The organism is Chryseobacterium gossypii, assembly GCF_041361455.1.
GTDB classification, from domain to species: Bacteria; Bacteroidota; Bacteroidia; order Flavobacteriales; family Weeksellaceae; genus Chryseobacterium; species Chryseobacterium gossypii.
Window position 1 is genome coordinate 64,518 of the sequence record NZ_JBGCUR010000005.1, and the last position, 25,180, is coordinate 89,697.

Annotated in this window: 20 protein-coding genes, 1 tRNA gene and 2 pseudogenes; 13 read left to right on the plus strand and 10 right to left on the minus strand. The window is 38.1% G+C overall.

Annotation, left to right across the window (positions count from 1 at the left end):
- Nucleotides 1–76 precede the first annotated feature (76 nt).
- From ABMQ40_RS04960 to ABMQ40_RS04970, 3 genes are all read right to left on the minus strand, one after another.
- Nucleotides 77–214 carry a hypothetical protein gene (locus ABMQ40_RS04960; RefSeq protein ID WP_370897156.1) on the minus strand — a complete coding sequence of 46 codons (138 nt, stop codon included), beginning with the start codon at nucleotides 212–214 and terminating at the stop codon, nucleotides 77–79.
- Between the two features lie 134 nt (nucleotides 215–348).
- Complete coding sequence (locus ABMQ40_RS04965) at nucleotides 349–1,377, minus strand: helix-turn-helix transcriptional regulator (RefSeq protein WP_370897158.1); 1,029 nt, start codon at nucleotides 1,375–1,377, stop codon at nucleotides 349–351.
- Between the two features lie 83 nt (nucleotides 1,378–1,460).
- Nucleotides 1,461–1,799, minus strand: a complete 339-nt coding sequence (locus tag ABMQ40_RS04970) for a HopJ type III effector protein (protein ID WP_370897160.1) — start codon at nucleotides 1,797–1,799, stop codon at nucleotides 1,461–1,463.
- 135 nt (nucleotides 1,800–1,934) lie between these two features.
- Here ABMQ40_RS04970 and ABMQ40_RS04975 point away from each other — a divergent pair, with 135 nt between their 5' ends.
- The 3 genes and pseudogenes from ABMQ40_RS04975 (at nucleotide 1,935) to ABMQ40_RS04985 (ending at nucleotide 5,510) form a co-directional block, all read left to right on the plus strand.
- Entirely contained in the window at nucleotides 1,935–3,317 is a 1,383-nt protein-coding gene (locus ABMQ40_RS04975) for an RtcB family protein (RefSeq protein ID WP_370897162.1), read from the plus strand.
- A gap of 270 nt (nucleotides 3,318–3,587) precedes the next feature.
- Nucleotides 3,588–4,339 (plus strand): annotated as a pseudogene (locus ABMQ40_RS04980) (nucleotidyltransferase domain-containing protein).
- A 112-nt stretch (nucleotides 4,340–4,451) separates the two neighbouring features.
- On the plus strand, nucleotides 4,452–5,510 hold the full coding sequence (locus ABMQ40_RS04985) for a nucleotidyltransferase domain-containing protein (RefSeq protein ID WP_370897164.1): 1,059 nt from the start codon (nucleotides 4,452–4,454) through the stop codon (nucleotides 5,508–5,510).
- An 88-nt stretch (nucleotides 5,511–5,598) separates the two neighbouring features.
- Here ABMQ40_RS04985 and ABMQ40_RS04990 read toward each other — a convergent pair whose 3' ends face one another.
- Entirely contained in the window at nucleotides 5,599–7,806 is a 2,208-nt protein-coding gene (locus ABMQ40_RS04990; RefSeq protein ID WP_370897166.1) for a polyribonucleotide nucleotidyltransferase, read from the minus strand.
- 194 nt (nucleotides 7,807–8,000) lie between these two features.
- Here ABMQ40_RS04990 and ABMQ40_RS04995 point away from each other — a divergent pair, with 194 nt between their 5' ends.
- On the plus strand, nucleotides 8,001–8,366 hold the full coding sequence (locus ABMQ40_RS04995) for a DUF4260 domain-containing protein (protein ID WP_370897168.1): 366 nt from the start codon (nucleotides 8,001–8,003) through the stop codon (nucleotides 8,364–8,366).
- Nucleotides 8,367–8,414: 48 nt separating this feature from the next.
- On the opposite strand, the gene rpsO is transcribed toward ABMQ40_RS04995, so the two are convergent.
- A complete protein-coding gene (rpsO, locus tag ABMQ40_RS05000) occupies nucleotides 8,415–8,684 on the minus strand; it encodes a 30S ribosomal protein S15 (protein ID WP_370897170.1) in 270 nt (89 codons plus the stop codon).
- 174 nt (nucleotides 8,685–8,858) lie between these two features.
- Between rpsO and ABMQ40_RS05005 the strand changes: the two genes are divergently transcribed.
- From ABMQ40_RS05005 to ABMQ40_RS05020, 4 genes are all read left to right on the plus strand, one after another.
- Nucleotides 8,859–9,413, plus strand: coding sequence for a pyruvate decarboxylase (locus ABMQ40_RS05005; RefSeq protein ID WP_370897172.1), 555 nt, complete (start codon nucleotides 8,859–8,861; stop codon nucleotides 9,411–9,413).
- A 130-nt stretch (nucleotides 9,414–9,543) separates the two neighbouring features.
- On the plus strand, nucleotides 9,544–9,693 hold the full coding sequence (locus ABMQ40_RS05010) for a bacteriocin-like protein (protein WP_370897174.1): 150 nt from the start codon (nucleotides 9,544–9,546) through the stop codon (nucleotides 9,691–9,693).
- Between the two features lie 147 nt (nucleotides 9,694–9,840).
- Nucleotides 9,841–11,187: a magnesium transporter gene (mgtE, locus tag ABMQ40_RS05015; RefSeq protein WP_370897176.1), complete on the plus strand. Its 1,347-nt coding sequence runs from the start codon at nucleotides 9,841–9,843 to the stop codon at nucleotides 11,185–11,187.
- A 20-nt stretch (nucleotides 11,188–11,207) separates the two neighbouring features.
- Complete coding sequence (locus tag ABMQ40_RS05020; RefSeq protein WP_370897178.1) at nucleotides 11,208–11,945, plus strand: ABC transporter substrate-binding protein; 738 nt, start codon at nucleotides 11,208–11,210, stop codon at nucleotides 11,943–11,945.
- 16 nt (nucleotides 11,946–11,961) lie between these two features.
- On the opposite strand, the gene ABMQ40_RS05025 is transcribed toward ABMQ40_RS05020, so the two are convergent.
- On the minus strand, nucleotides 11,962–12,411 hold the full coding sequence (locus ABMQ40_RS05025) for an XrtF-associated fRMsr-like GAF protein (RefSeq protein WP_370897181.1): 450 nt from the start codon (nucleotides 12,409–12,411) through the stop codon (nucleotides 11,962–11,964).
- 11 nt (nucleotides 12,412–12,422) lie between these two features.
- Nucleotides 12,423–13,850, minus strand: coding sequence for a TonB-dependent receptor (locus ABMQ40_RS05030; protein ID WP_370897183.1), 1,428 nt, complete (start codon nucleotides 13,848–13,850; stop codon nucleotides 12,423–12,425).
- Nucleotides 13,851–13,906: 56 nt separating this feature from the next.
- On the opposite strand from ABMQ40_RS05030, the gene ABMQ40_RS05035 reads away from it, so the two are divergent.
- Both ABMQ40_RS05035 and ABMQ40_RS05040 read left to right on the plus strand, forming a co-directional pair.
- A complete protein-coding gene (locus tag ABMQ40_RS05035) occupies nucleotides 13,907–14,674 on the plus strand; it encodes an MBL fold metallo-hydrolase (protein ID WP_370897185.1) in 768 nt (255 codons plus the stop codon).
- Between the two features lie 67 nt (nucleotides 14,675–14,741).
- A tRNA-Leu gene (locus ABMQ40_RS05040) sits at nucleotides 14,742–14,823 on the plus strand.
- 255 nt (nucleotides 14,824–15,078) lie between these two features.
- On the opposite strand, the pseudogene ABMQ40_RS05045 reads toward ABMQ40_RS05040, so the two are convergent.
- Nucleotides 15,079–16,425 (minus strand): annotated as a pseudogene (locus ABMQ40_RS05045) (AAA family ATPase); the annotation flags it as partial.
- A gap of 390 nt (nucleotides 16,426–16,815) precedes the next feature.
- On the opposite strand from ABMQ40_RS05045, the gene ABMQ40_RS05050 reads away from it, so the two are divergent.
- Nucleotides 16,816–17,955 (plus strand): DUF3800 domain-containing protein, encoded by a 1,140-nt coding sequence (locus ABMQ40_RS05050; RefSeq protein WP_370897187.1) that lies wholly within the window; start codon nucleotides 16,816–16,818, stop codon nucleotides 17,953–17,955.
- 8 nt (nucleotides 17,956–17,963) lie between these two features.
- Nucleotides 17,964–20,522, plus strand: a complete 2,559-nt coding sequence (locus ABMQ40_RS05055) for a DEAD/DEAH box helicase (protein ID WP_370897189.1) — start codon at nucleotides 17,964–17,966, stop codon at nucleotides 20,520–20,522.
- A 131-nt stretch (nucleotides 20,523–20,653) separates the two neighbouring features.
- On the opposite strand, the gene ABMQ40_RS05060 is transcribed toward ABMQ40_RS05055, so the two are convergent.
- On the minus strand, nucleotides 20,654–22,126 hold the full coding sequence (locus ABMQ40_RS05060) for an SEC-C metal-binding domain-containing protein (RefSeq protein ID WP_370897191.1): 1,473 nt from the start codon (nucleotides 22,124–22,126) through the stop codon (nucleotides 20,654–20,656).
- Nucleotides 22,127–22,867: 741 nt separating this feature from the next.
- Between ABMQ40_RS05060 and ABMQ40_RS05065 the strand changes: the two genes are divergently transcribed.
- Entirely contained in the window at nucleotides 22,868–23,008 is a 141-nt protein-coding gene (locus ABMQ40_RS05065) for a hypothetical protein (protein WP_370897193.1), read from the plus strand.
- 69 nt (nucleotides 23,009–23,077) lie between these two features.
- Here ABMQ40_RS05065 and ABMQ40_RS05070 read toward each other — a convergent pair whose 3' ends face one another.
- The gene (locus ABMQ40_RS05070; protein WP_370897195.1) at nucleotides 23,078–25,165 is read right to left on the minus strand and encodes a type IA DNA topoisomerase; all 2,088 of its coding nucleotides are present in this window, start codon (nucleotides 25,163–25,165) and stop codon (nucleotides 23,078–23,080) included.
- Between the last annotated feature and the right edge of the window lie 15 nt (nucleotides 25,166–25,180).

Here is a 25,180-nt window from a genome sequence, read left to right on the forward strand (position 1 = left end):
GGAAAAATATTCATTAAATGAATAAAAAAGAGGCAATCTTTTAAGACTGCCTCTTTTCAATAATCCTAAATTTTAGCTACTCCCAATTTTCTACAGGAATCTGTTTCCTGTCTTCCTGCTTTTTATTTAGTTTCTCTGATATTTTCTTAACGACGTATTCAATCGCTATGGGTGCTATGATTGCAATCAATGCTTTAAAGATCCTAGATTTCATAATGTGGTTTTTATACTATAATTAATACAATTTCCGAGCCATTATGGTCATACCGGCATCAAATCCGTTATGCTCGCTGATCTCCGGCAGGAATTGATAATTTGTATATCAACCAGTAACTTATAAACGGTAATTCAAGCTTCTTCATTCTCATCAGAAATAGCCAGGTTTTGATAATTCATACTTCCCATTCTGAATTTTTCCTGGATCCTTAATCTTAGCTTTCTCGGCTTGTGTACGACCAGAGCATCACCAAAGCCAAGCAGGAGCCTTTCCAGCTCATAGTTTATCTGGACACAGATTTTAAACAGGGTTCCTTCCTGCGTTTCACTCAGGATCTCCTGACTTCTATGCAGGGGCTTGGTTTTTACATAAGGCGCATTGGAAGAATCTACGAAAAATATCACATTCCTGGGCTTCATCGTTTCGGAAACCGTAACCCCTACTATATCCTTGAAATACTCATCTCCGTCAAGATGCAGATCAATATACTCAATATGTTCCTTAACTTCAATATGTTCCATCCTGTCTAAAGCAAGATTATACATTTTCCCTTTATAAAGGCAGATCAAAAACCAGCGGTTGTTATATTCCTTCAATAATTGCGGATGAACGATAAAACGGCTGGACTCCCTTGCTGTAAAGCTTTTATAAAGAATATCCAGGACTTTTTTATTCACTATACTTTCATACAGGATATCAATATGTTCCAGGCCTTTCAGCTGTTCATTCTTACCGAGATGGATTATAGATTTCTGGCTGGTTGCATGGATAGAATCTTCGAGCTTCTGGATCACTCCGTTCATTTCTTTAAACATTGAAAAGTCTTTGAACTGTTTCAATATCTGAATGGCATTGTTCATTGCCTTCAGATCACTTTCATTAACAGAGATATTATGTATACTGTAATCAGGATCGCTGTACCGGTAATACTTCCGGTCGTACACCTCAATAGGCGCCTCATAGCCGAATTTTTCACTACGCATATTCTGGAGGTCGAGCTGTACCGTACGCCTGCTTACATAGGATTCTTTGCCTTCAAATTCAAATAAAGCTTCGGAACAGGCATCAATAAGATCTTCCAGAGTATATTTCCGGTATCTGTTTTTAAGGCATTTATCCAGGGTCTTATACCGGATAAGGGCATTTTTATTGGATGGCATAGTTGTATTTAAAGAATGTTTTGTTTAATGCCAGAGTTTATCGACGTCAGGCAACCATTTACCCGAACAGGATATCACCGGCTTCACTTTTTCTTCAGAGGATCACCTTCAAAGCGGATCCCGTTCCAGCCCGATACCATAAAATTCCTGATGTTCTGATGATCTGTGGCATCAGGATGCTTCAGGACATCTTCCCTGTAAAATTCACCAAAAAGAAGTAATGTCTTTTCTTCAGACAGATGGTTCAGCTGTGCAAAACTGAAAATTTTACAGGAGCCGTTATTCTGGTTAGCCTCATTCACTATTTTTCCGTTTACAAACTTTGTCGGAGTAAAATCGTAGTTTTTATCGATGTACGTTATGACGTCGTTGAACCGGATGGTTTCAGGATAATTTTCCCATTGTTCAGGCAATATATTCATAAGATCAGATTTCAGGTGTTTAAATGGTTCTGTACTGTCATTGATTTAATTCCGTAAAAATATCAAAAAAAAATTTTACCTGCGCAAAAATATTGCGCAATTGCCTTTTTACTTTGCATCATCAAAATGAAAAAAATGGAATTTAACGGAAATCACTTAATCGAACTTGGATTCAGACCTGCAAAATGGTTTAAGGAGGCGATTGCTTATATCAACGAAAACAATCTGGATGAAAACCAGATCAGAGAATATCTTGGCCGGTTCAAACAGCCGGAACTGATCCCGCTTCATGAAAGTCCTAAAGATTTTGTCATCAATATCAGGGCCGAGCATGAGAGTGAATATGACAATGTAGAAAAAGTAATCAGAACTATGCAGGTGCTGATGAAAACCCCAACCCTGATCGGAGGGGCTCTGATGCCTGATGCCTGTCCTACGGGTCCTGAAGGAAATATCCCTGTTGGCGGGGTTGTGGTAGCCAAAAATGCCATCCATCCCGGCTTTCACAGTGCCGACATCTGCTGTTCTGTCATGCTGACAGATTTCGGAAAGACCGATCCTAAGGCAATGCTGGACGCAGCTCATTCGGTGACCCATTTCGGATACGGAGGAAGGCCCAGAGGTGAGCAGATGCCCATGTCTTTAGAACTGATGGACGCTTTCAGAGAGAATCAATTTCTGAATGATGAAAGGCTGATCAGCATTGCCCGTTCGCATATGGGTACTCAGGGTGATGGCAACCATTTCCTGTTCGTGGGGATTTCTAAAAACACCGGAAATACCATGCTGGTGACCCATCACGGCTCAAGAGCTCCGGGAGCTGCTTTATATGATAAAGGGATGAAGGTTGCGAACAGATTCAGAATGGAGATTTCACCTGAAACCCTAAAGGAAAACGCATGGATCCCTTATGATACGGAAGAAGGAAAAGCCTATTGGGAAGCTCTTCAGCTGATAAGACAATGGACTAAGGAAAACCATACTTCCATCCATGATGCGGTTTTAAGCAGGCTTGAAGTCGGGAAGCTGGACAGATACTGGAATGAGCACAACTTTGTGTTCAGAGACGGAGATCTGTTTTACCATGCCAAAGGCGCTACCCCGCTGGATGATAAATTCATGCCTGATATTACAGGTCCAAGGCTGATTCCTTTAAATATGGCAGAGCCGGTGCTGATCGTTCAGGGAACAACCAATGAAAGAAATTTAGGTTTTGCTCCCCACGGTGCGGGAAGAAATTTCAGCAGAAGCCAGCATAAACGATCATTGGCCCATAAAACCATCGAAGAAATTTTCAATGAAGAGACGCGGGGTCTGGACGTTCGTTTTTTCTCCAATGAAATTGATATCTCCGAGTTGCCAAGCGCCTATAAAAGCGCAAAGAACGTAAGAGCACAGATAGAGGAATACGGACTTTGCGAAGTGCTGGATGAAGTAATGCCTTACGGATGTATTATGGCTGGGGATGTAAAGAAGAACGCACCCTGGAAGAAAAAGAAAAAATTCAGAAATGCATGAACTAAAAAAATAAACTAATGACCGGTTCCTTAAAGGCTATGAAAACCTTTCATAAAGGCGGAGGCAGTAGCTCAGCCAGGTAAAAGCAACATTACTTTCCGCTCCTGGCCAAAAATCCCTGTCTGTGTACACAGGTTCGGATTCTTCCTCCTCCGATAATGTCATTCTGAGTACTTTCAGAGTGACATTTTTTTCAATATTCCCGTAAAAAAATTATCTGCGCAAAAATACTGCGCAAATCTGCTTTTATTTTGTATCAAATAATAAACAATGACATCAAAAATACTTAAAAAACTTAAAGAGATTGAGACCTCGAAGAACGTAGAGATACTTCTTGCCGTAGAATCGGGAAGCAGGGCCTGGGCTTTGCTTCTCCTGACAGCGATTATGACATACGCTTCATATACCGCCATGAAAAAGACTGGTACCTTTCTCCATGGGATAAGGATGAAACCATAGAATTTATGACAGAAGATGACCTGGATGGTTCCGGCTGGGACCTCCGGAAGACATTTCATCTTTTATTAAAATCGAATGCAGCATTGCTGAGCTGGTTCTACTCTCCTGTAGTATATCAGGAAAACAAAAGATTTACAGAGCTGTTCAAGCCTCTGGCAGATAGCTGTTTCTCTCCGGTAGCCGTATCCTATCATTACCTAAGTATGAGCAAGAAATACCTGGATGCCTGCAGGACCGAAGAAGTAAAGCTGAAAAGCTATTTTTACTGCCTGAGAACTGCCCTTACCGGAAAATGGATACTTGAAAAAGGTAGCGTTCCGCCGGTGCTGTTCAGTGAACTGCTGGTCCTTGTAGATGATCTTACAAGAGCTAAGATAGAAAGCCTCATAACCATAAAAGCAACAAAAGGGGAATCCTACCTGCATCCGAACGATTGGGAGCTTTTCGGGTTTCTGGAGGATATGGTTACAGACAATGAAAAAAGGTCTAAAGGGCTGGCTGGAGGAAAGGCGGATAAAAGCAGGATGGAAAGGGTTTTCAGAGATATATTGATGGAAACATAATAATTAAAAGTTGCGGAAACCTTAATCTCCCATTAAACTAAATATATTTGTAACAGGACAACTGATAAGCCGTAATCTGTTAATTGTTTTTATAACGAAATTAAAAATACGCATGACAATCCCGACACTGAAAGATAAAAAACTCATTCTCTTCGAAGTCGTCTCCGGAAGCCGGGCTTTCGGGCTTGCCACGGAAAACTCGGATACGGATATCCGGGGAGTATATTATTTGCCGAAAGAGAAATTTTACGGATTAAATTATATTCCCCAGATCTCTGATGAAACAAACGATACTACCTATTATGAAATAGGAAGGTTTATAGAGCTTCTACAAAAGAACAATCCCAATATTCTGGAAATCCTGGCCAGCCCGGAAGACTGCCTTTTGCATAAAAATCCCCTGATGGATTTGCTGAAACCCGAAAATTTTCTTTCCAGGCTGTGCAAAGATACTTTTGCGGGCTATGCGGTTTCCCAGATCAAAAAAGCGAAAGGGCTGAACAAAAAGATCCTTAATCCGGTGGAAAAGGAAAGAAAATCAATTCTGGACTTTTGCTATATTCTTAAAGATCATGGTTCCGTTCCATTCAAAAGATGGCTTTCCGAGAATGGAAAAGTACAGGAAAAATGCGGACTGGTGAATATCAGCAATACCAAAGGGATATTTGCCGTTTTTTACGATGGCACGGGAACTTACGGTTATAAAGGAATCATCCAGCATGAGGATGCTAACCAGGTTTCGGTATCTTCCATTCCAAGGGATGAAAAGCCTCTGGCCTATCTGTTTTGTAACCTGGATGCCTACTCTGCTTATTGCAGGGAGTTCAGGGAATACTGGAAATGGGTCTCTGAAAGGAATGAAGACCGCTACAATGTTAACCGGCAGCACGGACAGAATTATGACAGCAAAAATATGATGCATACGATACGGCTTTTGCAATCCTGTGAACATATCTTTAAGACAGGTTCACTTCAGACCCGTGTAGACAATCGGGACGAGCTGTTAGAAATCAAGGCGGGAAACTTGCCATACGAAGCAGTAATACAGAAAGCTGAGAAGCTGATACAATCTATTGACCACTTTCATGCCATCTCCACGCTTCCGGATTATCCGGATCCGGATAAGACAGAAAAAATCCTGGTGGAAATCAGAGAAAGGCTCTATTGCTAAATTCCGGCTATTTTAAAGGGGCAATAAATATTAGAAGCAAAAATCCTCCGGTTGATTGGAGGATTTTTATATCTATATAAGAAAGATCTTATGCTTCTGCCGGAGGGTTCTGATTTTGCACAGGTTTTCCGTTTTCTGGCTTAGCCTGTCCTTCCGGTTTTGGTTTTGATTCCGGTTTCGGAGGTCTCGGCAAAAGTACTTTACGGGAAAGCTTCATTTTCTTACGGTCATCATATCCCATGAATTTCACCTCTACTTCATCACCTTCTTTATACGGAACCTTATCCAGACGCTTCCATTCGATCTCCGAAATATGAAGAAGACCTTCTGTTCCTTTCGCCAGCTGAACAAATGCACCGAAATCCATTACCTTTACCACCTTACCATTGTAAACTTCTCCTACTACCGGCACAAAAGTAATTTCGTTGATCTTCGCAACTGCTTCATTGATCTTCGTTCTGTCTGTTCCGGCGATCTCAATACGCCCGATTTCTCCAATTTCTTCAATCGCGATAACTGTATCCGTATCTTTCTGCAACTGCTGGATGATTTTTCCTCCAGGCCCGATCACTGCACCGATAAAGTCTTTCGGAATCTCCATCACCACCATTTTCGGAGCATGTGGCTTCACATCTGCTCTTGGTTCTGCGATGGTTTCCGTGATCTTATTTAAAATATGTAATCTACCGTCTCTTGCCTGCATTAAAGCTTTTTCCATAATATCCATGGAAAGCCCCTGGATCTTAATATCCATCTGGCAGGCTGTAATACCTTCCGCAGTTCCCGTTACTTTAAAGTCCATATCTCCAAGATGGTCTTCATCTCCCAGGATATCTGAAAGTACAGTCCATTTCCCTGATTTTTTATCAGTGATCAGTCCCATGGCAATTCCTGAAACAGGTCTCGTGATCTGCACCCCTGCATCCATCAATGCCAGCGTTCCCGCACACACAGTAGCCATAGAAGATGAACCGTTTGATTCCAGAATATCAGAAACAATTCTGATGGTGTATGGGTTATCCTGCGGAATAACGGCCGTTAAAGCTCTCTGGGCCAGGTTTCCATGCCCTACCTCTCTTCTTGAAGTTCCTCTCAAAGGTCTTGCTTCTCCTGTTGAGAACGGAGGGAAGTTATAGTGCAGGAAGAATTTTTCGTCATGTTGGGTAATAACGCTGTCGATCATATTGGCATCTTTGATAGAGCCTAAAGTTACAGCGGTAAGGGATTGGGTTTCCCCTCTTGTAAAGATTGCGGAACCGTGCGCTCCCGGCAGGTAATCGATCTCAGACCAGATCGGACGGATGGTTTTCGGATCACGGCCGTCAAGACGGATGTTTTCTTCAAGGATCATCTGACGCATTGCTTCTTTCTCCACATCATGGTAGTAGATTTTAGCAAAAGGGGTCACTCTTTCCAGCTCCTCTTCATCTTCAGCGTATTGGGCCAGGAATTCATCAAGAATGGCTTTGAACTTTTCATGCCTTTCTTCCTTGTTGGAAGGCGTTTTTGCTACTTCATACACTTTATTGTAGCACTCATTCCAAACCTTGGCACGAATTTCCTCATCATGTTCTTCGTGGTTATATTCTCTTTTAGGGAAAGCTTTGCCTACTTTTTCGGCCAGTCTTTCCTGAGCTTCGATCTGTTTTTTGATTTCGGCATGAGCAAACTGGATGGCTTCCAGCATTTCCTGCTCAGAGATCTCTTTCATCTCTCCTTCTACCATTACGATGGAGTCTTTAGTGGCTCCAACCATAATGTCGATATCGGCTTTTAATAAATTTTCATAACTTGGGTTTACGGACAGTTCTCCGTCCACCCTTATCACTCTTACTTCAGACATGGGCCCGTTGAAAGGGATATCCGTGATCGCAATTGCTGCTGAGGCTGCCAGACCGGCCAAAGCTTCAGGCATTACTTCTTTATCATAAGAGATCAGCGAAATCATCACCTGCACTTCCGCGTGGAAGTCTTCAGGGAAAAGTGGTCGCAGAACCCTGTCCACCAGTCTCATGGTAAGAACTTCATCATCGGAAGGCTTTGCTTCTCTACGGAAGAAATTCCCGGGAATTCTTCCACCTGCATAGAACTTTTCTCTGTAATCTACCGTTAATGGCAGGAAATCTACACCAGGATTTGCTTCTTTGGCAGCTACAACGGTCGCTAAAAGCATTGTTCCGCCACTTTTTACAACTACGGCTCCGTCGGCTTGTTTTGCCAATTTCCCCGTTTCAATAATGATTTCTCTGCCGTCTGCCAGAGTAATCGTTTCTGTAAACGCTTGAGGTATACTCATAAAAAAATTGTCTCTATGTACTCCGTATTGAGTACGATTAATATTTAAACTCTTTAAATTTTCGTTTGCAAAGGTAATGCATTCTGATGGTTTTTTAAATTTTTAATCTCAAAAATCTTATTTTTATACGGTAAGTTTCAATAAAAAAGATTATCTTTTTAAGCAAACGAATGATCGTAAAATACAAAATATCAATGAAAACACAATTACAGCTCGAATATGTGGCGTTTCTGTTGTTAGGAATCATCGCTTTTGAAAGAACGGGATTTTCATGGTGGTGGTTCATCGGGTTATTCCTGGCACCGGACATTTCCATGCTGGGCTATGCCGTCAACAATAAAGTGGGAGCATTTTGCTACAATCTCTTTCATCACCTGGGCATTGCGATTGTTCTCTATCTGACAGGAATTATCATTTCTCTTCCATATCTGAGCATGGCGGGAACTATTTTGTTTGCCCACTCCGCTTTTGACAGGATCTTAGGGTATGGATTAAAATATCCGGACCATTTTCAGAATACCCATCTCGGAAAGATCGGAAACAATAAAATTAAGGAATAAAAAAAAGCAACTTCTTCCGAAGTTGCTTTATCTGAAAATCTTTATAGATTATTTTCTTAAACCTAGTTCAGCAATAATTGCTCTGTATCTTTCGATATCTTTGTTTTTAAGATAATCTAGTAATCTTTTTCTTTTACCTACCAGTTTCACCAAAGATCTTTCTGTATTATAATCTTTGTGGTTGCTCTTCAAGTGAGCAGAAAGGTGGTTGATTCTGTAAGTGAAAAGTGCAATCTGTCCTTCAGCACTTCCAGTGTCCTGTGCAGATTTTCCGTGCTTTGCGAAAATTTCCTGCTTTTTTTCTGTAGTCAAGTACATTCCAATATTATTTAAATGATTATTATGTAACGGCTGCAAAATTACGACTATTTTTTGATTCTGCAAGCATTATTGATTTCATTTATCAAATTCAATAGAAAAAAATGTTAAAAATTTCTTAATGAACTGTATGACATCCAATGAAAAGGCAGTACTTTTGCACTCAAATTACAAATGAGAAAATTCATATTTTTAACTATTCTGATTTCTTTTTTATTCACCGGCGTGGCTTCAGTGAAAGCACAGAAAAATGCCGACAACAAAGTAAAAAAGATTCTCTATTTCAATCCTGATGTGGAGCCCGACATCGAAGAAATAAAGGAACCCACCAATCATGCTTTCTTTAGTGCGGTTTCAGATAATATGAGCAGATATAAGAGGAATAAGATGCTGAGGGCCGAAATGAAGATCCCGCTTGACAGCATAGACAAAAAGACCATTTCCGATTATTGCATCTACAATGATGCAGATTTTGCTGTGGTTCCGAAGGTAAAATATTTCAAAGTGGGAATAGGAAAATATGTTTTTTCAAACCAGGTTGTAGTAAGCATGAAGCTTTTCGATGCTGAAGGAAATCTTGTTACAGAAAGTGATTATGATACCTACCGGAAAAACATGCGTCTTCTGGGATCTACGGAGAATTTTATCAAAATAGGTACCAACGGTGCCATCAAGAGCATCCTGAAAAAGCTGAGAAAGATCAAGCCATCGGAAGAAGATGGTTTTTAGGTGCCTTCTGAGATCGGCCACAAAAATATTGACGAAAGGAATTTCTTCCGGGCCTCCAAATAATTTCACCGCACAGCGAATAATTAAAAATTTTTTTTTAATTTAGTATTGCTTCAAAATCTAAATTACTATGAAAAATTCAAATTTAAAAAAACTCAGCAGAAATGAGCAAAAAGCGATCAACGGCGGAGCTCTGAAGAGATGCAGCAGTCATTCCCAATGTTTCGGGGCCTGGTGCTGCAACGGAATATGCGTACCTCAGGCATGTATTGAGGCTTAAAACCAATAGCTTTATGTAATTTTAAATTTAATTTTTTGAGCATCCGTTTTTTCAACGGATGCTTTTTTTAGCCGGGTCCGGAGAAAAACTTTAATTAATCCTTAATTTTTTTTCATTATTGCCTAATCTTAAAATTTTGAATTATTTTTGCATAATCAAAAATTTCACGTTTTGAATTCTACAGACGAACTTATCTTTAATCCTGCCGATATCGCCGAAACACTCAGTGGACTTCCCGCTGATGAAAGGCTATTGGCATTTTTGAAGGTTCCTAAAGAATATAAAGCTGAAGTTTTTTCCCACCTCGATCCGGACTTCCAGGAAGAAACCATCAGGAGTATCGGAAGTGACGACGTTTCAGAGATCCTGAATGCCATGACCCCTGATGACAGGACCGCCCTGTTTGAAGATTTTCCGGATGAGCTTATCAAATATTCCATCAATCATCTCAATCCTCAGGAAAGGAGGATCGCCTTGAAACTTCTCGGATACGATTCGGATTCCATTGCCCGTCTGATGACTCCTTACTACATCCAGATCCGTAAGGAATGGACTGTAAAAAGATGCCTTCAGCAGATCAAAAAGGTAGGCAAGAAGGTAGAAACCATGAACCACCTGTATGTAGTGGATGAAAGAAACCGCCTGATTGATGATATAGCCCTGGGAAGTTTACTGCTGGCAGAAGAAGATACTCTGGTTTCCGAGATCACAGATAATCACTTCGTTGCGATCACTACCACCACCTCCAAAGAGGATGCCGTAACGTATTTTGAAAAATATGACAGAACCGCCCTTCCGATCATTACGGAAGCGGGAGTTCTGGTAGGGATCGTAACCATTGATGATATTCTTGACCAGATCGAGCAGCAGAATACTGAGGATATTCAGAAATTCGGGGGTCTTGAAGCCCTGGATGTGCCGTATACCCAGACCTCTCTTCTTGAAATGGTAAAAAAAAGGGGTATGTGGCTGATCATTCTTTTTTTCTCTGAAATGCTGACCGCTTCTGCCATGGGATATTTTGAAGATGAGATCCAGAAAGCTGTTGTTCTGGCCTTATTTGTACCGCTGATCATTTCCAGTGGAGGAAATTCCGGTTCCCAGGCAGCCACCCTTATTATCCGGGCCATGGCACTGCAGGAGATCGGGTTAAAGGATTGGTGGTATGTGATGAGAAAAGAAATTTTCACCGGCCTGCTGCTCGGTGGTATTTTAGGTATTATCGGCTTTTTCAGGATCATGATCTGGCATGAGGCAGGTTTCTTCAATTATGGTGTTTATTGGCCATTCGTAGGCCTGAGTGTAGGGGTTTCCTTAGTGATGATCGTACTGTGGGGAACGCTTTCCGGTTCCATGGTTCCATTTATTCTGAAAAAACTAAAGCTTGACCCTGCCACCTCTTCTGCCCCTTTTGTGGCTACTCTGGTGGACGTTACGGGATTAATCATCTACTTCTCTGTGGCCGGGCTTTTCCTTACCGGAAAACTTTTGTAATTTTAGGCAAAGTCTAAAACATGAAAGTTATTTCTCTGGTTCCTTCTATCACAGAAGCTTTATTTGATTTGGGATTGACTGAAAAAGAAATCATAGGAAGAACAAAATTCTGTATTCATCCTGAAGACAAGATCAGGCAGGTACCCGTAATCGGTGGAACAAAAAACCTGAATATTGAAAAAATCAAGAGCCTGAAACCCGACCTGATCCTTGCCAATAAGGAGGAAAACGTCAGAGAGCAGGTGGAGGCTTTAATGGAAGACTTCAAAGTAATGGTCACCCATGTTGAAACGGTAGAAGATAATTATTACCTGCTTAAGAATCTGGGAAAAATCTTTAATAGGGAAGATAAAGCCCAGGCCTACAATCTTAAGATTTATGAGGTTCTGGCGCAGGCTAAGATCAAATCACAGATAAAAGCGGTCTACCTCATCTGGAAAAAGCCTTATATGACAGTAGGTTCAGATACATTTATCCATCATATCCTTACCGAGATCGGTTTCAGGAACAGTTTCGGTCATACCTCACGTTATCCCGAAATCACTGTTGAAGATCTTGCAGACACGGACATTATAATGCTTTCCTCGGAGCCTTTTCCTTTCAAAGAAAAGCATATTGAGAAGCTGAAGGCTTTTTATCCGGAAAAGCAGATCATTATCGTTGATGGGGAAGCTTTTTCCTGGTATGGCACCCATATAGCCAAATGCGGGGATTATTTCAAGAACTTCCTGTCCGGGATCCATTCGGGAACCGGATAAGAAACGGGATCACCCCTTATAAAATTTTGGAAACTTCATGGCAGAGCCATTCCAGCATCTCAAGATCTTCTTTTGTAAAAGGGTCCAGCGTATGGGAATCAATATCAATCTGACCGATATTTTCTCCGTTTTTAAAAATCGGAACTACAATCTCGGCTTTTGTATCAATCGAGCAGCTCAGGTAATTATCCTGCAGCTGTACATCCGGAACGATAAAAGTTTCGTTAGAAACAGCTACCTGACCGCATATTCCTTTTCCGTAGGGAATAATAGTATGGTCTGTAGGGGCACCAACATACGGGCCCAAAATCAGCTCATCCTTATCCCCGTTTTTAAAATAGAATCCAGTCCAGTTGAAATAAGGAATCTCCTGGTCCAGCAAATGGCAAACCTTCTGAAGTTTTTCTTCAGTATTATGTTTCGGACTTTCAAGAATGGAAGATAGTCTTTTCTTTAATTCCAGCATGATCTTATTATTTAAGAGAATTGTTTTAAGGAAAGCTCTTCTTTATATCCGAACATTCCACGTTCTTTTATCATTTCCGCAACACCTTCCGGAACCTGGGATTCCCATCCTTTGATGCCACATGCGATTTTTCTTAGAATTTCCCTGGAATAAATTTCCAAAAATTCGGGATTATAGTTCTTAATATCTACGATACGGTTATTATGCTTGAAATATTTATAAAGCTCTTTCAGGTTCTCTTCCACCTTAAGGTTTGAAGAGTCAAGCAGCTCATGGGTTTCAGGATCTTTATAGGGATACAGGTATACCCTCATCCCGTTCCTGAAAAATTTACCGAATGCCTCCAGGATACCTCCCGACAGGTCTTTATAATATTTCTCATCAAATACCATCAAAAGGTTATTTACCCCCATGGCAACACCGATATTACCGTTTGTATATGAGGCAAAATAATCGATCAGCCTGTAATATTCGGAAAAATTGGAAACAATTACCGTATATCCCAGCTTTCCGAGAATATCTACCCTGTCCAGGAAGTCCCTTTCATCAATATCTCCGTCCGCTCTCAGGTTGGAGATGGTGATTTCGATCAGGATCTCCGTTTCTTCCTGGGTACATATTGCATCTTTGAGAAACATATCGATACCATTCTGAAGCATATCGATATTCACCTTGGTTACAGGTCTGAAGCTTCCTCTTATAGCAAAGATGTTCTTTTTATATAAAACGTCTGCCGGAAGCATATTATTTCCCTCCGAATTAAAAATTACGGCATCTGTCATTCCGTTCTTCACCAGCTGAAGGGACATTAGCCTGTTATCTACATACGCAAAGGCGGGTCCGCTGAAATCAATCATATCAATTTCAAGGTTGTCTTTGGCAATATCATCATACAAGGACTCGATCAGGGTCCTCGGGTTGTCGTAATAGTTAAAAGCCCCGAAAATAAGGTTCACTCCCAGGTTTCCTAATGTCTCCTGCTGTAAGGTAGCATCATTTTCCTTGAATTTAACGTGGATCACAATTTCATTATAATCTTCATTTTCTTTCACCTGGAAACGGATTCCCACCCAGCCATGTCCTTTAATGGTCTTATCAAAATTAATGGTTGTCACCGTATTGGCATAAGAGAAAAACTTCCGGTCAGGATTGTTCTCTCTGGAAATTCTCTCTTCGATCAATGCTACTTCATAGCGAAGCATTTTACGAAGCCTGTTTTGGGTAACATATCTGTTTTTTACTTCTTTTCCGTAGATGGCATCACTAAAATCTTTGTCGTAAGCAGACATTGCCTTGGCGATTGTACCGGAAGCTCCACCTGCTCTAAAAAAATATCGAACAGTCTCCTGCCCTGCTCCAATTTCCGCGAAAGTACCATAAATAGTAGGATCTAGATTAATTGTTAATGCTTTTTGTTTAGGAGTTAGTTTCTGATACATTAGGACATTAAATTTTTGTGTAAATTTACCAAAATTAATACCAACCTCAAAACAAAATGAAGTTGAAATTTTTAGGAACCGGTACTTCCCAGGGTGTGCCTGTTATTGGCTGTGCCTGTGAGGTATGTACTTCCGAAAATCCCAAGGACAAACGATTCCGATCTTCTGTGATGGTGACTACAGAAGAGAATAAAAAAATACTCATAGACTGTGGTCCCGATTTCAGGCAGCAAATGCTTCTGAACCATGAGCATGCCGTAGACATCACTTTGCTTACCCATGAGCATAATGATCACATTATAGGACTCGATGATATGCGCCCCCTGATCTTTAAAAGCGGAAAAGATATGCCTGTTTTCTGCTATCAGCGGGTAGCCCATGAAATCAAGAACCGCTTCCCTTACGCTTTTACAGAGATCAGATATCCGGGAGCTCCCGCTTTTGAGCTGCATGAAATAGAAAATAGGCCGTTTCTGATCCTGGATACGGAGATCACCCCTATTGAAGTGATCCATTATAAAATCACCGTTTTTGGTTATAAGTTTAAAAAACTGGCTTATATCACGGATGCCAATTTTATTTCGGATACGGAAAAAGAAAAATTAAAGGGCCTGGATGTACTGATCTTAAACTGTATCAGGAAATTTGATCCCCATCCTGCCCATTTCATCCTTCCGGACGTTATCAGGCTGTACGAAGAACTAAAGCCCAAGAAATTATTTTTAACCCATATCAGCCACCACCTGGGGCTGCATAATATTGAGGATAAACAACTTCCACCGGGAATGCATCTTGCCTATGACGGCCTGGAGCTGGAATTTTAAGAAAAATCCACAAAAAGTTTTTAAATAGTAAAAAAAGTTTCTATATTTGCACACCAATTTAAGGCAAGCCCAGATGGCGGAATTGGTAGACGCGTTGGTCTCAAACACCAATGCCGCAAGGCGTGCCGGTTCGATCCCGGCTCTGGGTACAAGACCGGAAAGACGTGATAATTCACTTTCTTTCCGGTTTTTTTCACTCCTAACTCATTGTTTATCTGATAGATATAAGACAATAGAACATTAGGTTTGGTGGTTCGATAATGATTTTTTGAAAATTGCAATTTTTGAGGAAATATCGAACCAATTATTTTGCGTTTCACGTCAATATCCCCGTCAGTATAGACTTTCGCAAGATCTACCAGGTTCGATAATGCTTGGTCTAGTAGTTTTAAAAAATCAATTTTTTTATTATCTTTTCCTTTAGTTAATTTAGCTTCGAGCTTTTCAATTTGCCCTTTACATTCGGCTTTAATTTCAAAATAATCATCATCATCAATTACCCCTTCCATCAGTTTATTTCTTGCCTGTTTTAACCTGCTGTTTAAACGATCTATCTCTAATAGAATTGCTTTCCTTTCCTTTTGGGGATTATTAATTAATTTTTCAAAATTTTGTTTCAACACCTTTTTTAAATAGTTTTTTATAGATGCGCGCATTTCCAATGACTGCAATAGCTCTAAAAATTTTGAATTAATAATCTCAGATTTGTACCGGTATGAACACGGAGACTGGCAATGGTAGTAATAATACTTATTTCCGGAACGTCCCGTAGATGCACTACCTGTGATCAAATGACCGCAATCCGAACAAACTAGGAAACCTCTTAATGGTAAATTATCGTCAGATAATACTTTTACATTGGGTCTGGCTGGATTCACATTTCCATCCATTATACATTGAACTTTTTCGAATAGTTCTTCACTGATCAGAGGTTCATGAATACTTTTAACAAAATGGGCCTCCTCTTCATTGAATTGCTCCACGTAAATTTTCCCACAATATGCCGTATTGCGTAAACTTGCTAGAAAAGCACTTATCTTAACTGATTTTCCTTCCTTTCTGTTCATCATATCCATTATCTGACTCGCTGAATATACGCCTTTTGACATTTCGTTAAATGCCCATCTCATGTTAGAAGCTTCTGGTTCCTTCAGAGTTATATACTTCTTTCCGTTCTCCGTTATTTTGTTAGCATAGCCGTAAGGCGCCCTTCCCATTAATCTGCCTTCTTTTTTAGCACGGCGCATTCCATAATAAGTATCATCATCATTAAAATCACCGGAACCACGACTTAAATAAACTACTTCATAATCGGCTATTGTAATTTTATCTAAGAGTAGCTCTAGTCCTTCTAAATCTTTTTCGGCTAAAATCGAATAGTCATGCAACTCTTTTCTAAATTGATATTTAGGTCGAAAATATACCGAATAACTACCTTTAGAAGAAGTATTCATATGTCCAGTGGATTGTACAGCCAAAGCTTGTGCTTCTTCACTTGCATCTAATCCTTCAAAAAAAACTGTTATAACGATCCAATGTCCCGCCCAATTGCCAATTCCCCGGTTGAAATCGTTTGAATTAAAATTAATATATCTTGGCAATGAATCATCAATAAGTATTCGAAGTGCATAAAAGAGATTGGTTTTGCCTGACCCATTTTCTCCTATTATTGTATTTATTCCTTCAGTAAATTTAAAATGTGCTGATTTAAAATTACGGAAATTTCTAATGGATAATCCAGAAATATACATAGTTAATAGTTTTGTTAAAAATACCAATATTTATAGAATTAAACTAACTGTATTTACAGTTTTACTTAGTAAAATTTATTAATTTCATGACACTAAACGATTTAAAACATAAATACTATGGCCCTTAAGAGAGGACCAAAAAGAATTGCAAAATCACCGGAGAAGAAGATCAACGTGATGACAAGAAAACACCTGGAAACACACCCAGATTAAAACCACCTAAGAAACAACAGGGAAAATAAAATTTTAAAAAGTGACTTTTCAAAAAATCCGAAGCATTAAGATTTTTGTAAATACATGATTAGAACTGTAAAATTAAATTAGCTATCTATTTTCAAAATAGTATTCCGTAACTTTACTATCAGACAGATTATAAACTTAATTTAACTGATGATTCCAGCCAAAATTTTTATCGACGAATTTGGAAATGCACACCTTGATCTTTCGAAAGAAGGAACATTTTCACATTTTATTTACACCTCCATAATTATAAAAGATACAGATATTGAAAAAGCAAGAAAAGTATTGAAAGATATATGTATAAAATATAGACTTGGAGAAAATCTTAAATCCAGTAATATCAAGAACAAAAATTTTAAAAAGAGAAAAGATATTCTAATTGAATTTGTTGAAAGATTGGATTTTGTTATTGACATCATGGTAGTCGATAAATCAAAACTTTTTGGAGAAGGTTTAAAAATCAAAAGAACTTTTTATAAATATTTCCAGTCATTATTTGTAGAAAAATATAATAAAATCTATGAAAGTTATTCTATCAATGCTGATAAAGTAGGTGAAGAGTTTAAGCAGGAACTGCAAGATTATGTTAGGGAAAAAAGCATTAACCGTGATTTATTTAATCAGGACAGAAGCTTTGAAATTTTTGATGATAAAGATGAAAAGCTCATACAAATTGCAGATTTTATTTCAGGATGCTTGGGCAAGGTCTTTTGTACAAGCCATTTTGATCACCAATATATTGAATTGTTCAATCTCTTGCATGCAAGAACTTCAATTTCATATTTTCCTTTCGAAAGCTATATAACCAAAGAAATAGAGGGCAAGTCCGAACTTGACAGACAAATCATGAGAATGAACTATCAGTTAATTCAGAAATTCTTAGAATCAACCAATGTTCAAAAAACTAAAGAAAAAGCCAGACTACTAGAATACCTACGATTCCAATCAGAATTAAATCCTAATCGTTTAGTCTCAACAACTGAACTGCTTATTTATCTCAATAATTTTTTTCCTAATATCAAAAGTGAAAGAGTAAGGATATTAATCAGAGACCTAAGATATGAAGGACTATTTATTGTAAGCCATTCTGGTAAACCTGGTTATAAACTTGCAACAAAGTATTCAGATGTTTCTGAACATTTTAACCATTTTCTAAAATACGTTGTACCAATGCTCCAAAAGGTAAAAATATTAAACGAAACCCTTTCTAAGAATTCATTTAATGATATCAACCCTATAGAGAAAGACCCAAATATGCAAAAACTTAAAGAATTAATATCTGGAATTTAATCCCTATTATGCAAAAAGCCCCTATATATAAGCTAAAAGAACAAGCGATACATATCGATGGCAAAGACAGAACTGATGAGATAGAATCTTATTCTTTTGTGGGTAATAAGTGTGTTGTGGAATATAAAAGCAGTGAGAAAACCTATTCTTATCCTCAAAGTAGAATTAAAATCGTAAGATCAGCTATTCAAAGTGAGAGAGCAGGAAATATTTTTTCTTATCTAAAGGCGATTGCGGAAAGTGTTGGTTTGAAGACCGAGGAAGGCAATAATATTTTGGCCAATAGCTATGGGAGTATCCGTTTTATTCCTGAGACATCTATTCTTTACAATTTCCTTAATGGAAAAGAACCTGATAAGAATTACCACGCCTCTCCTATTGAAATCTTTCCTTTTGGTTTTAATCTGAGCCAGAAAACAGGAGTTGATCATGCATTTTCAAACCCGCTAAGTGTTATAGAAGGTCCTCCCGGAACAGGAAAGACCCAGACTATTCTTAATATTATTGCCAATGCAGTGATGAATGATCAGAGTGTGGCTGTTGTTTCAAGCAATAATTCGGCGACAAAAAATGTTTTTGAAAAGCTGGAGAGCAATGGGGTTTCTTTTATAGCAGCATTGTTGGGAAGCAGCCAGAATAAAAAAGAATTTATCGATGCTCAAACTGAAATTCCGGATCTATCAGATTTTAGATTAAAGGAAGAACAGGAACAATCCCTTATTCAATCTACTACTCTTCTTTTTACTGAACTTGCTGAAAAGTTGGAATTAAAGAATGAGTTGGCTTTGCTTACACTGGAAATAGATAAGATCCAAACAGAGTATCAACATTTTACGGATAATATCGCATTGGCAACCGAAATCCGTTTTAAAAGAAATGTCAGCTCAGATCAGCTTCTTTCATTATGGGTTACATTGGAAGATTATGAGAAAACGGATAAAAGATTTTACTGGTGGCGAAAACTGATATTTCCTTTCTTATATGGGGTGAAAGATAAGATTTTTTATACCTTATCGTATGAAGAGATGATCAGGATTGTTCAGTCAAAATACTATGGGGTAAAAATTTCAGAGCTTGAGCTTAGAAAGCGAGAGCTTCAAAATACGTTACAGCATTTTTCTTTCTATGATAAAATGAAAGAATATACTGAAGGATCTATGCAGCTGTTTAAAAACAAACTTTACAAAAAATATAAAGGAAATGAACGTTTAGAATATACTGAATGGGATCTTCGTTTTAATTCAGAAGAATTTATTAAAGATTATCCCGTCATTATGAGTACGACGTACTCCTTAAGAAGAAGCCTTGCTGAAAATGTAGTCTACGATTATGTAATTGTTGATGAATCTTCACAGGTGGATCTTGCAACAGGTGTGCTCGCATTATCCTGTGCAAAACAGGCCGTCATTGTGGGAGATTTAAAACAGCTCCCCAATGTAGTGGATTCTGAAACAGCAGAAAATACAGATCAGATTTTTAAAAACTATGATATACCGGAACCTTATCGCTATTCCAATCACAGCCTGCTTTCTTCCGTAACAGAAGTATTTCCGAAGGTACCTAAAACACTGTTAAAGGAACATTATCGCTGCCATCCTAAAATCATCGATTTTTGTAACCGTAAGTTTTATAATGATCAGTTGATTATTCTTTCGGAAGGACAAACAGAAAGAGAACCTTTATTAGTCTATAAAACAACTGAAGGCAACCATGCCCGGCAAAGAGAGAATCAACGGCAGATTGATGTGATTATTCAGGAAATCATTCCCCAGCAAAAGCTGGAAGGTGTAAATCTGGGAATTGTAACCCCTTACCGAAATCAGACCTTAGCACTACAAAGAACATTCCAAGGAACAGATATCAAAGCTGATACAGTAGATAAATTTCAGGGAAGGGAAAATGATGTGATCATTCTCTCCACAGTAGATAATGAAATCTCAGAATTCACCGACAACCCCAACCGACTTAATGTAGCCATTTCCAGAGCCAAAGATCAGCTGATTCTATTGGTGAACGGAAATGAAAATGACACTGACACGAACATCTCAGATCTGATCCGTTATATAGATTACAATAATTTCAGCACGATCAACAGTGAGGTACATTCTATTTTTGATTACCTGTACAAAGGATATGAAGAAAAAAGAAGAACACTTTTATCGGATCAAAAAAAGAAATCTGTTTTTGACAGTGAGAATCTCATGTATGTATTAATCAGGGAGGTTTTATCTGAAGAACAATTTTCTAAATATGATGTTATTCTACATCATCCTTTAAGAAATTTACTGTCAGATTTTTCCAGATTAAGTCCTGAAGAAGAGCGTTACGCCAGACATCATGCCACACATCTTGATTTTCTGATCTACAATAAACTGGGAAAAAACCCTGTATTGGCCATAGAAGTTGATGGGTATGAATATCATAAAATAGAAAGTCGGCAAGCCGAAAGAGATGTCATGAAAAATGAGATCTTAGAGAAGTATGGAATTCCGTTGGTAAGGTTTTCGACGACGGGAAGCAGGGAAAGAGAGAAGCTGATAAGTGTACTAAAAACATTAATAGGCTAATAGTAAGCCCCTTACAAAAGTTGCAAACCGGTTTCTTTTTTGGAAGATAAAATTATATAATACTTAAATACACAGATAGATAAGTGTTTAATAAAAACCATCTTTGTACCAATGATTATAGACCAACGATATTACTTCTTGAGACCAATACAGCATTTCTTATACTTTTTTCCAGAGCCGCAAGGACATCGATCATTTCTACCAACTTTTTTATGACTGCTCAAATTATTGTTAATTGGAAAATCCCTAACAGTTAATGTTTCCCGAACCATTTTTTTAGTTTCTAAGAAATTAATGTTTTTATTTGCATCCGAATAATACAAAGTATCGTCTTCGGACCAATCCTTTGCGTTAAGTAGAATGAAATCCTCAGAATTGGTTTGGGTAAATTTAGGAGCGTCAATAGCAATCCCTATTATTTTTTCATACCTAGGAAATTTGTTTTTTGTAACACCACAGGCTATTTCCAGCAGCGCTTGTCTTTTAGGTCTATATTCATTATCGTAATCCTTATTTCTGGGATCATGTAATTGTAAAAAAACGTAAACTGTATTTTTATAAAAGGACGGCATAATAGATAAATTACGCATAAGCGTTGTCCCATCTCCAGGAAATCCCTCTATAGCTCGTGTCATAAGATCAGACAACGTTCTTCTAAAAAATCTAGGTTCTTTGGCCATTTCACAAATGGCGCTTTCACCTTTAAAGATGTTACTATTTCCTTTAAGCGTTTCATCTAAGGCATTTTGAGTAGTATATTGAAGTAAATTATCCCACAGCTCAGATATTTTATTTGCTTCTTTTCTCCTTTTGTACAAAGCTGAATTTTCAAAGGAGTTCCACCCACCTTCGGAAATCATAATACTGGTTGCTTTTTCATCTATTACTCCAACAAAATGTTTTTGCTTTACCGAATCAAAGTTTTGAAAGTAATTAGCTAACAGATCTTCTTCTCCGCAATAAGTAATATTGTCATAGTGCTTTAACGCCATCTCTTTCTCTGAAAGATATTCAGAAAAATCGTATACAGTATCTAATTCTTTTAGAATGATTTCTAAATTAAAGGTATCAAAAATATGAATAGGTTTATTACTATCAAGCTCCACGAGAAAAGGAATATCAAGCCCTAATTTTCCCATTTTACTGTAAGTTACAGCAAGACTTCCGTTAATATTTTCGGGTGAATGCCGCAAACAAGCTTCCGCTGCTCCATGAGCAATAATAATACTATATATAGTTAGATTTTCATGAGGTATCAGTATAGGAAAAGGTATTGTTTTTTTACTGTCCAAATATATTTTATTGGGATTTTCAAGTACATATCTTCTTGCTCCTTCCGCTGTTCTTATTTGGTTTTCAATTACATTTTTGTGCCAGCGTTTCCATTGCACATTAATATCTCCTTCCAAATTATCAAATTTCCTGCTTTCACGATCAAAAAATAAAAAAATCTTATTGTCAAAGACAGCCATTAAATCGCACAATTCCTTTGTATCTTCTTTGTAAGGATTTGGATAAGACCATAGTTTTAAGAAAGTAGCATCACATAATTTTGCTAATATCCTTTCTGTTTCAGTATAACCTGTAGATTTTTCAATTGCCATTAGTTTTAATCTTTAAGAGATAATGTAAGGTAGCAATTATTTAGTGAGTCTCCTATAGTTTTAATTTTTTTTATTTGTTAATCAAGATTTTAAACATTACTAACGTAGAATTTTTGAGACTACGGAAAACCGTAATTAGTTCCTTTAAAGTTCATTTAGATTTGTAGACATAAAATTAACTGCAATGAAAAAATCATTACTTTATCTGGTATTACTTCTCTCTGTTATTTCATGTACAAACTATTATACTGTTAGACTACAGGAAGCTACACCTCTTTACTACAGCAGTGACAGCAGTAGATCAGTTACCATTATTCCTAAAGATACGGAAGTTTTCTTGTCTTCAAAAGCTAGTAAGAAAAATTACAACAAACTTAAATGGGGAAATTATTACGGGTGGGCCTATAAACCCAGCTACACAGCTTATAGCGGCTATTATAAAACCTCATCGTATTCTTCTTCACCAGTAAGATCATCCTCTAGTTACAGTTCTCAATCAAATTCAGGTGGTTCAGTACATGTTAAAGGTTATACGCGAAAAGATGGAACTTATGTTCGATCTCATACAAGGAGTGCACCGAGAAGGAGATAGTTGCAATCAAAATTGTTTTGTCAATCCTTCTGGAAAGCAATGATTACGGATTTCCGTAATGAAAATGATGACCAAAAATTTACTTTTGATCTGGTATTAATCTGTTTTGATATCAAAATAATTATTAATTAATCTTTATTGTACTATCTATGAATACAATCAAAGCAATCAAGCCAGGGCCTAAGCCTAAAAAACCGGATGGAGAACCTGACAGAAGAAGAAGGGTAACACCTCCCAATCAGCCGAAGCATCCAAAGCTAAAACCTCACGAACACGAAAAAGGGGATTAGACTTGGATAAAATGTAAAATGAAGAAGCAGCTCGTCTGCTGCTTCTTCACATTATTATTTTTCTTGAAATTAATTTTTGTTTTCAAATTCAAATGATGTACTAAAATCATTTTTTAGAATAATAAACGCATCAAACTTTTTACCGTTTTTGTTTTTCATGTTTTTGATGAGTGATGTTTTGTTTTGAGTTAATAACAAAGTAAGATCTTTAATACTAAGTTGTATTCCACATATAGTTCTAAAGAGAATCCAACTGCATTGTTCATCTGGGCATTTGACAATTTTATCCTTGATAATAAGATTGTGTTGCTGGCATTTGGGGCATATTAATTGTGGAATATTTTCTTGGGGAATATGAAGTGATAAAAGTTCGCTGGTGATTTCTGCTGTGTAATTTTGGATATCATTGATAAATTGGGTTCTGTTGAGTTCACCTTTTTCAATTCGATCTAATGCCATTTCCCATTCTGCGGTCATTTGGACATTGGCAATTTTTTTGTCGTTAACAAGGTTATAAACTTGTAATCCTTTATCTGTAGGAATTAATGTTTTGCTTTTTCTGGTGATATAGTTTCTGCGGAGTAGGGTTTCAATAATGGAAGCTCTTGTAGCCGGGGTTCCTATGCCTATATTGGATAGAGCTTTCTGTTCTTCTTTGTTCTCCATAGATCGGCCTGCATTTTCCATTGCTGATAAGAGATCAGCTTCTGTATAAAGTTTGGGAGGTTGTGTTACTTTTTCCAGTAAGTCGGTTTTTGAGATCTTCAATTCATCTCCGATTTTGAGTTTCGGAAGTTCAGTAAGGGCTTCGTCAACATTCTTTGAATCTTCAGTGTCAGAAAGGATTCCTTTGATGGCTCGCCAGCCTTTCTCTAGGATTGTAGAGCCTTTGATCCGGAATTCATAATGGTGTACTTTTATCATAATATGACTGACTTGTTTTGTACAGGCATGGGATAGAGATTCCAATAAGCGGTAAGCAATCATATCATAAATGGCTTTTTCCGTTGCAGTAAGCGCAGAAGGAACTTTTGTTGTAATGAGTAAACCGTGATGGTCCGTTACTTTTAGATCGTTCACAATCCGTTTATTAAAGTTTCCAAATTTTATATAGGTTATAGCTGGCTTGAACTGATCGGTTGCATTGAGAATTCTGACCAGTTCAGGAATTTCAGGCCATAAGTCTTCGGGAATATACTTGCTGCCGGTTCTGGGATAGGTAATGAATTTCTTTTCATACAAGCTTTGAGCAATCTGTAAAACCTCATCGGCAGAAAAGCCTAGCTTTCTGTTGGCTTCTTTCTGTAATTCTGTGAGGTCAAAAAGTAACGGAGACTGTTCCTGCACTGTTGTAATAGATACATCTTCTACAAAAGCCCTACCCTCCCGTTCTATGGATTTTTGGATTTGTTCTGCCTGCTTTTTTTCTTCCCATTGTAATAGTGAAAGGCTGGTGAAGTCTGTATATTCTTTTCTATGGCTCAGCTGGATTTGAAAGTACTTTTGCTTAGTGAAGTTTTGATTTTGCAGGAATCTTTGACAGATTAAAGCAAGAGTTGGAGTCTGCACTCTGCCTAATGAATAAACATCTTGGTTTCCGGCAATGGTTAATGCCTGGGTGGCATTGATTCCTACTAGCCAGTCTGCTTCGCTTCTGGTTTTAACTGCTTGATACAAACCGTCAAAGGCTGAGCCTGGCTGAAGTTTGCTGAAGCCCTCCTGTATTGCCTTTTCGGTAAGGGAGCTTATCCATAATCTTTCAAAGGGTTTGTTGCATTGTATGTAGTGATAGATATAGCGGAAAATCAGTTCTCCTTCCCTTCCTGCATCTGTTGCTACAATGATACTGCTGCATTGATTGATGACTTGTTTTATAGTGTTGAGTTGTTTTAAAGCCGAAGGATCAGGCTCATAGCCTTTTGCTTTCTTTAATTTTTTGGGAGTTAGAATAAAAGGGTTTGGAAAGATAGGCAAAGAGGCTTTGTTAAAACCTCTTATACCATAATCTTCCGGCATTCCTAATGCGATCAGATGTCCTAATGCCCAGGTGACACGATAGCCATTACCGGATAGGTAACCATCTTTCTTTTCATGTGCTCCTAACAATTGTGCGATTTCTCTTGCGACACTTGGTTTTTCCGCGATGATTGCTTTCATATAAAGGATTTAGAT

Coding starts and splice junctions, on each gene's coding strand:
- ABMQ40_RS04960 (WP_370897156.1), bottom strand. CDS start 214: ATGAAATCTAGGATCTTTAAAGCATTGATTGCAATCATAGCACCCATA.
- ABMQ40_RS04965 (WP_370897158.1), bottom strand. CDS start 1,377: ATGCCATCCAATAAAAATGCCCTTATCCGGTATAAGACCCTGGATAAA.
- ABMQ40_RS04970 (WP_370897160.1), bottom strand. CDS start 1,799: ATGAATATATTGCCTGAACAATGGGAAAATTATCCTGAAACCATCCGG.
- ABMQ40_RS04975 (WP_370897162.1), top strand. CDS start 1,935: ATGGAATTTAACGGAAATCACTTAATCGAACTTGGATTCAGACCTGCA.
- ABMQ40_RS04985 (WP_370897164.1), top strand. CDS start 4,452: ATGACAATCCCGACACTGAAAGATAAAAAACTCATTCTCTTCGAAGTC.
- ABMQ40_RS04990 (WP_370897166.1), bottom strand. CDS start 7,806: ATGAGTATACCTCAAGCGTTTACAGAAACGATTACTCTGGCAGACGGC.
- ABMQ40_RS04995 (WP_370897168.1), top strand. CDS start 8,001: ATGAAAACACAATTACAGCTCGAATATGTGGCGTTTCTGTTGTTAGGA.
- rpsO (WP_370897170.1), bottom strand. CDS start 8,684: ATGTACTTGACTACAGAAAAAAAGCAGGAAATTTTCGCAAAGCACGGA.
- ABMQ40_RS05005 (WP_370897172.1), top strand. CDS start 8,859: ATGAGAAAATTCATATTTTTAACTATTCTGATTTCTTTTTTATTCACC.
- ABMQ40_RS05010 (WP_370897174.1), top strand. CDS start 9,544: ATGAAAAATTCAAATTTAAAAAAACTCAGCAGAAATGAGCAAAAAGCG.
- ABMQ40_RS05020 (WP_370897178.1), top strand. CDS start 11,208: ATGAAAGTTATTTCTCTGGTTCCTTCTATCACAGAAGCTTTATTTGAT.
- ABMQ40_RS05025 (WP_370897181.1), bottom strand. CDS start 12,411: ATGCTGGAATTAAAGAAAAGACTATCTTCCATTCTTGAAAGTCCGAAA.
- ABMQ40_RS05030 (WP_370897183.1), bottom strand. CDS start 13,850: ATGTATCAGAAACTAACTCCTAAACAAAAAGCATTAACAATTAATCTA.
- ABMQ40_RS05035 (WP_370897185.1), top strand. CDS start 13,907: ATGAAGTTGAAATTTTTAGGAACCGGTACTTCCCAGGGTGTGCCTGTT.
- ABMQ40_RS05050 (WP_370897187.1), top strand. CDS start 16,816: ATGATTCCAGCCAAAATTTTTATCGACGAATTTGGAAATGCACACCTT.
- ABMQ40_RS05055 (WP_370897189.1), top strand. CDS start 17,964: ATGCAAAAAGCCCCTATATATAAGCTAAAAGAACAAGCGATACATATC.
- ABMQ40_RS05060 (WP_370897191.1), bottom strand. CDS start 22,126: ATGGCAATTGAAAAATCTACAGGTTATACTGAAACAGAAAGGATATTA.
- ABMQ40_RS05065 (WP_370897193.1), top strand. CDS start 22,868: ATGAATACAATCAAAGCAATCAAGCCAGGGCCTAAGCCTAAAAAACCG.
- ABMQ40_RS05070 (WP_370897195.1), bottom strand. CDS start 25,165: ATGAAAGCAATCATCGCGGAAAAACCAAGTGTCGCAAGAGAAATCGCA.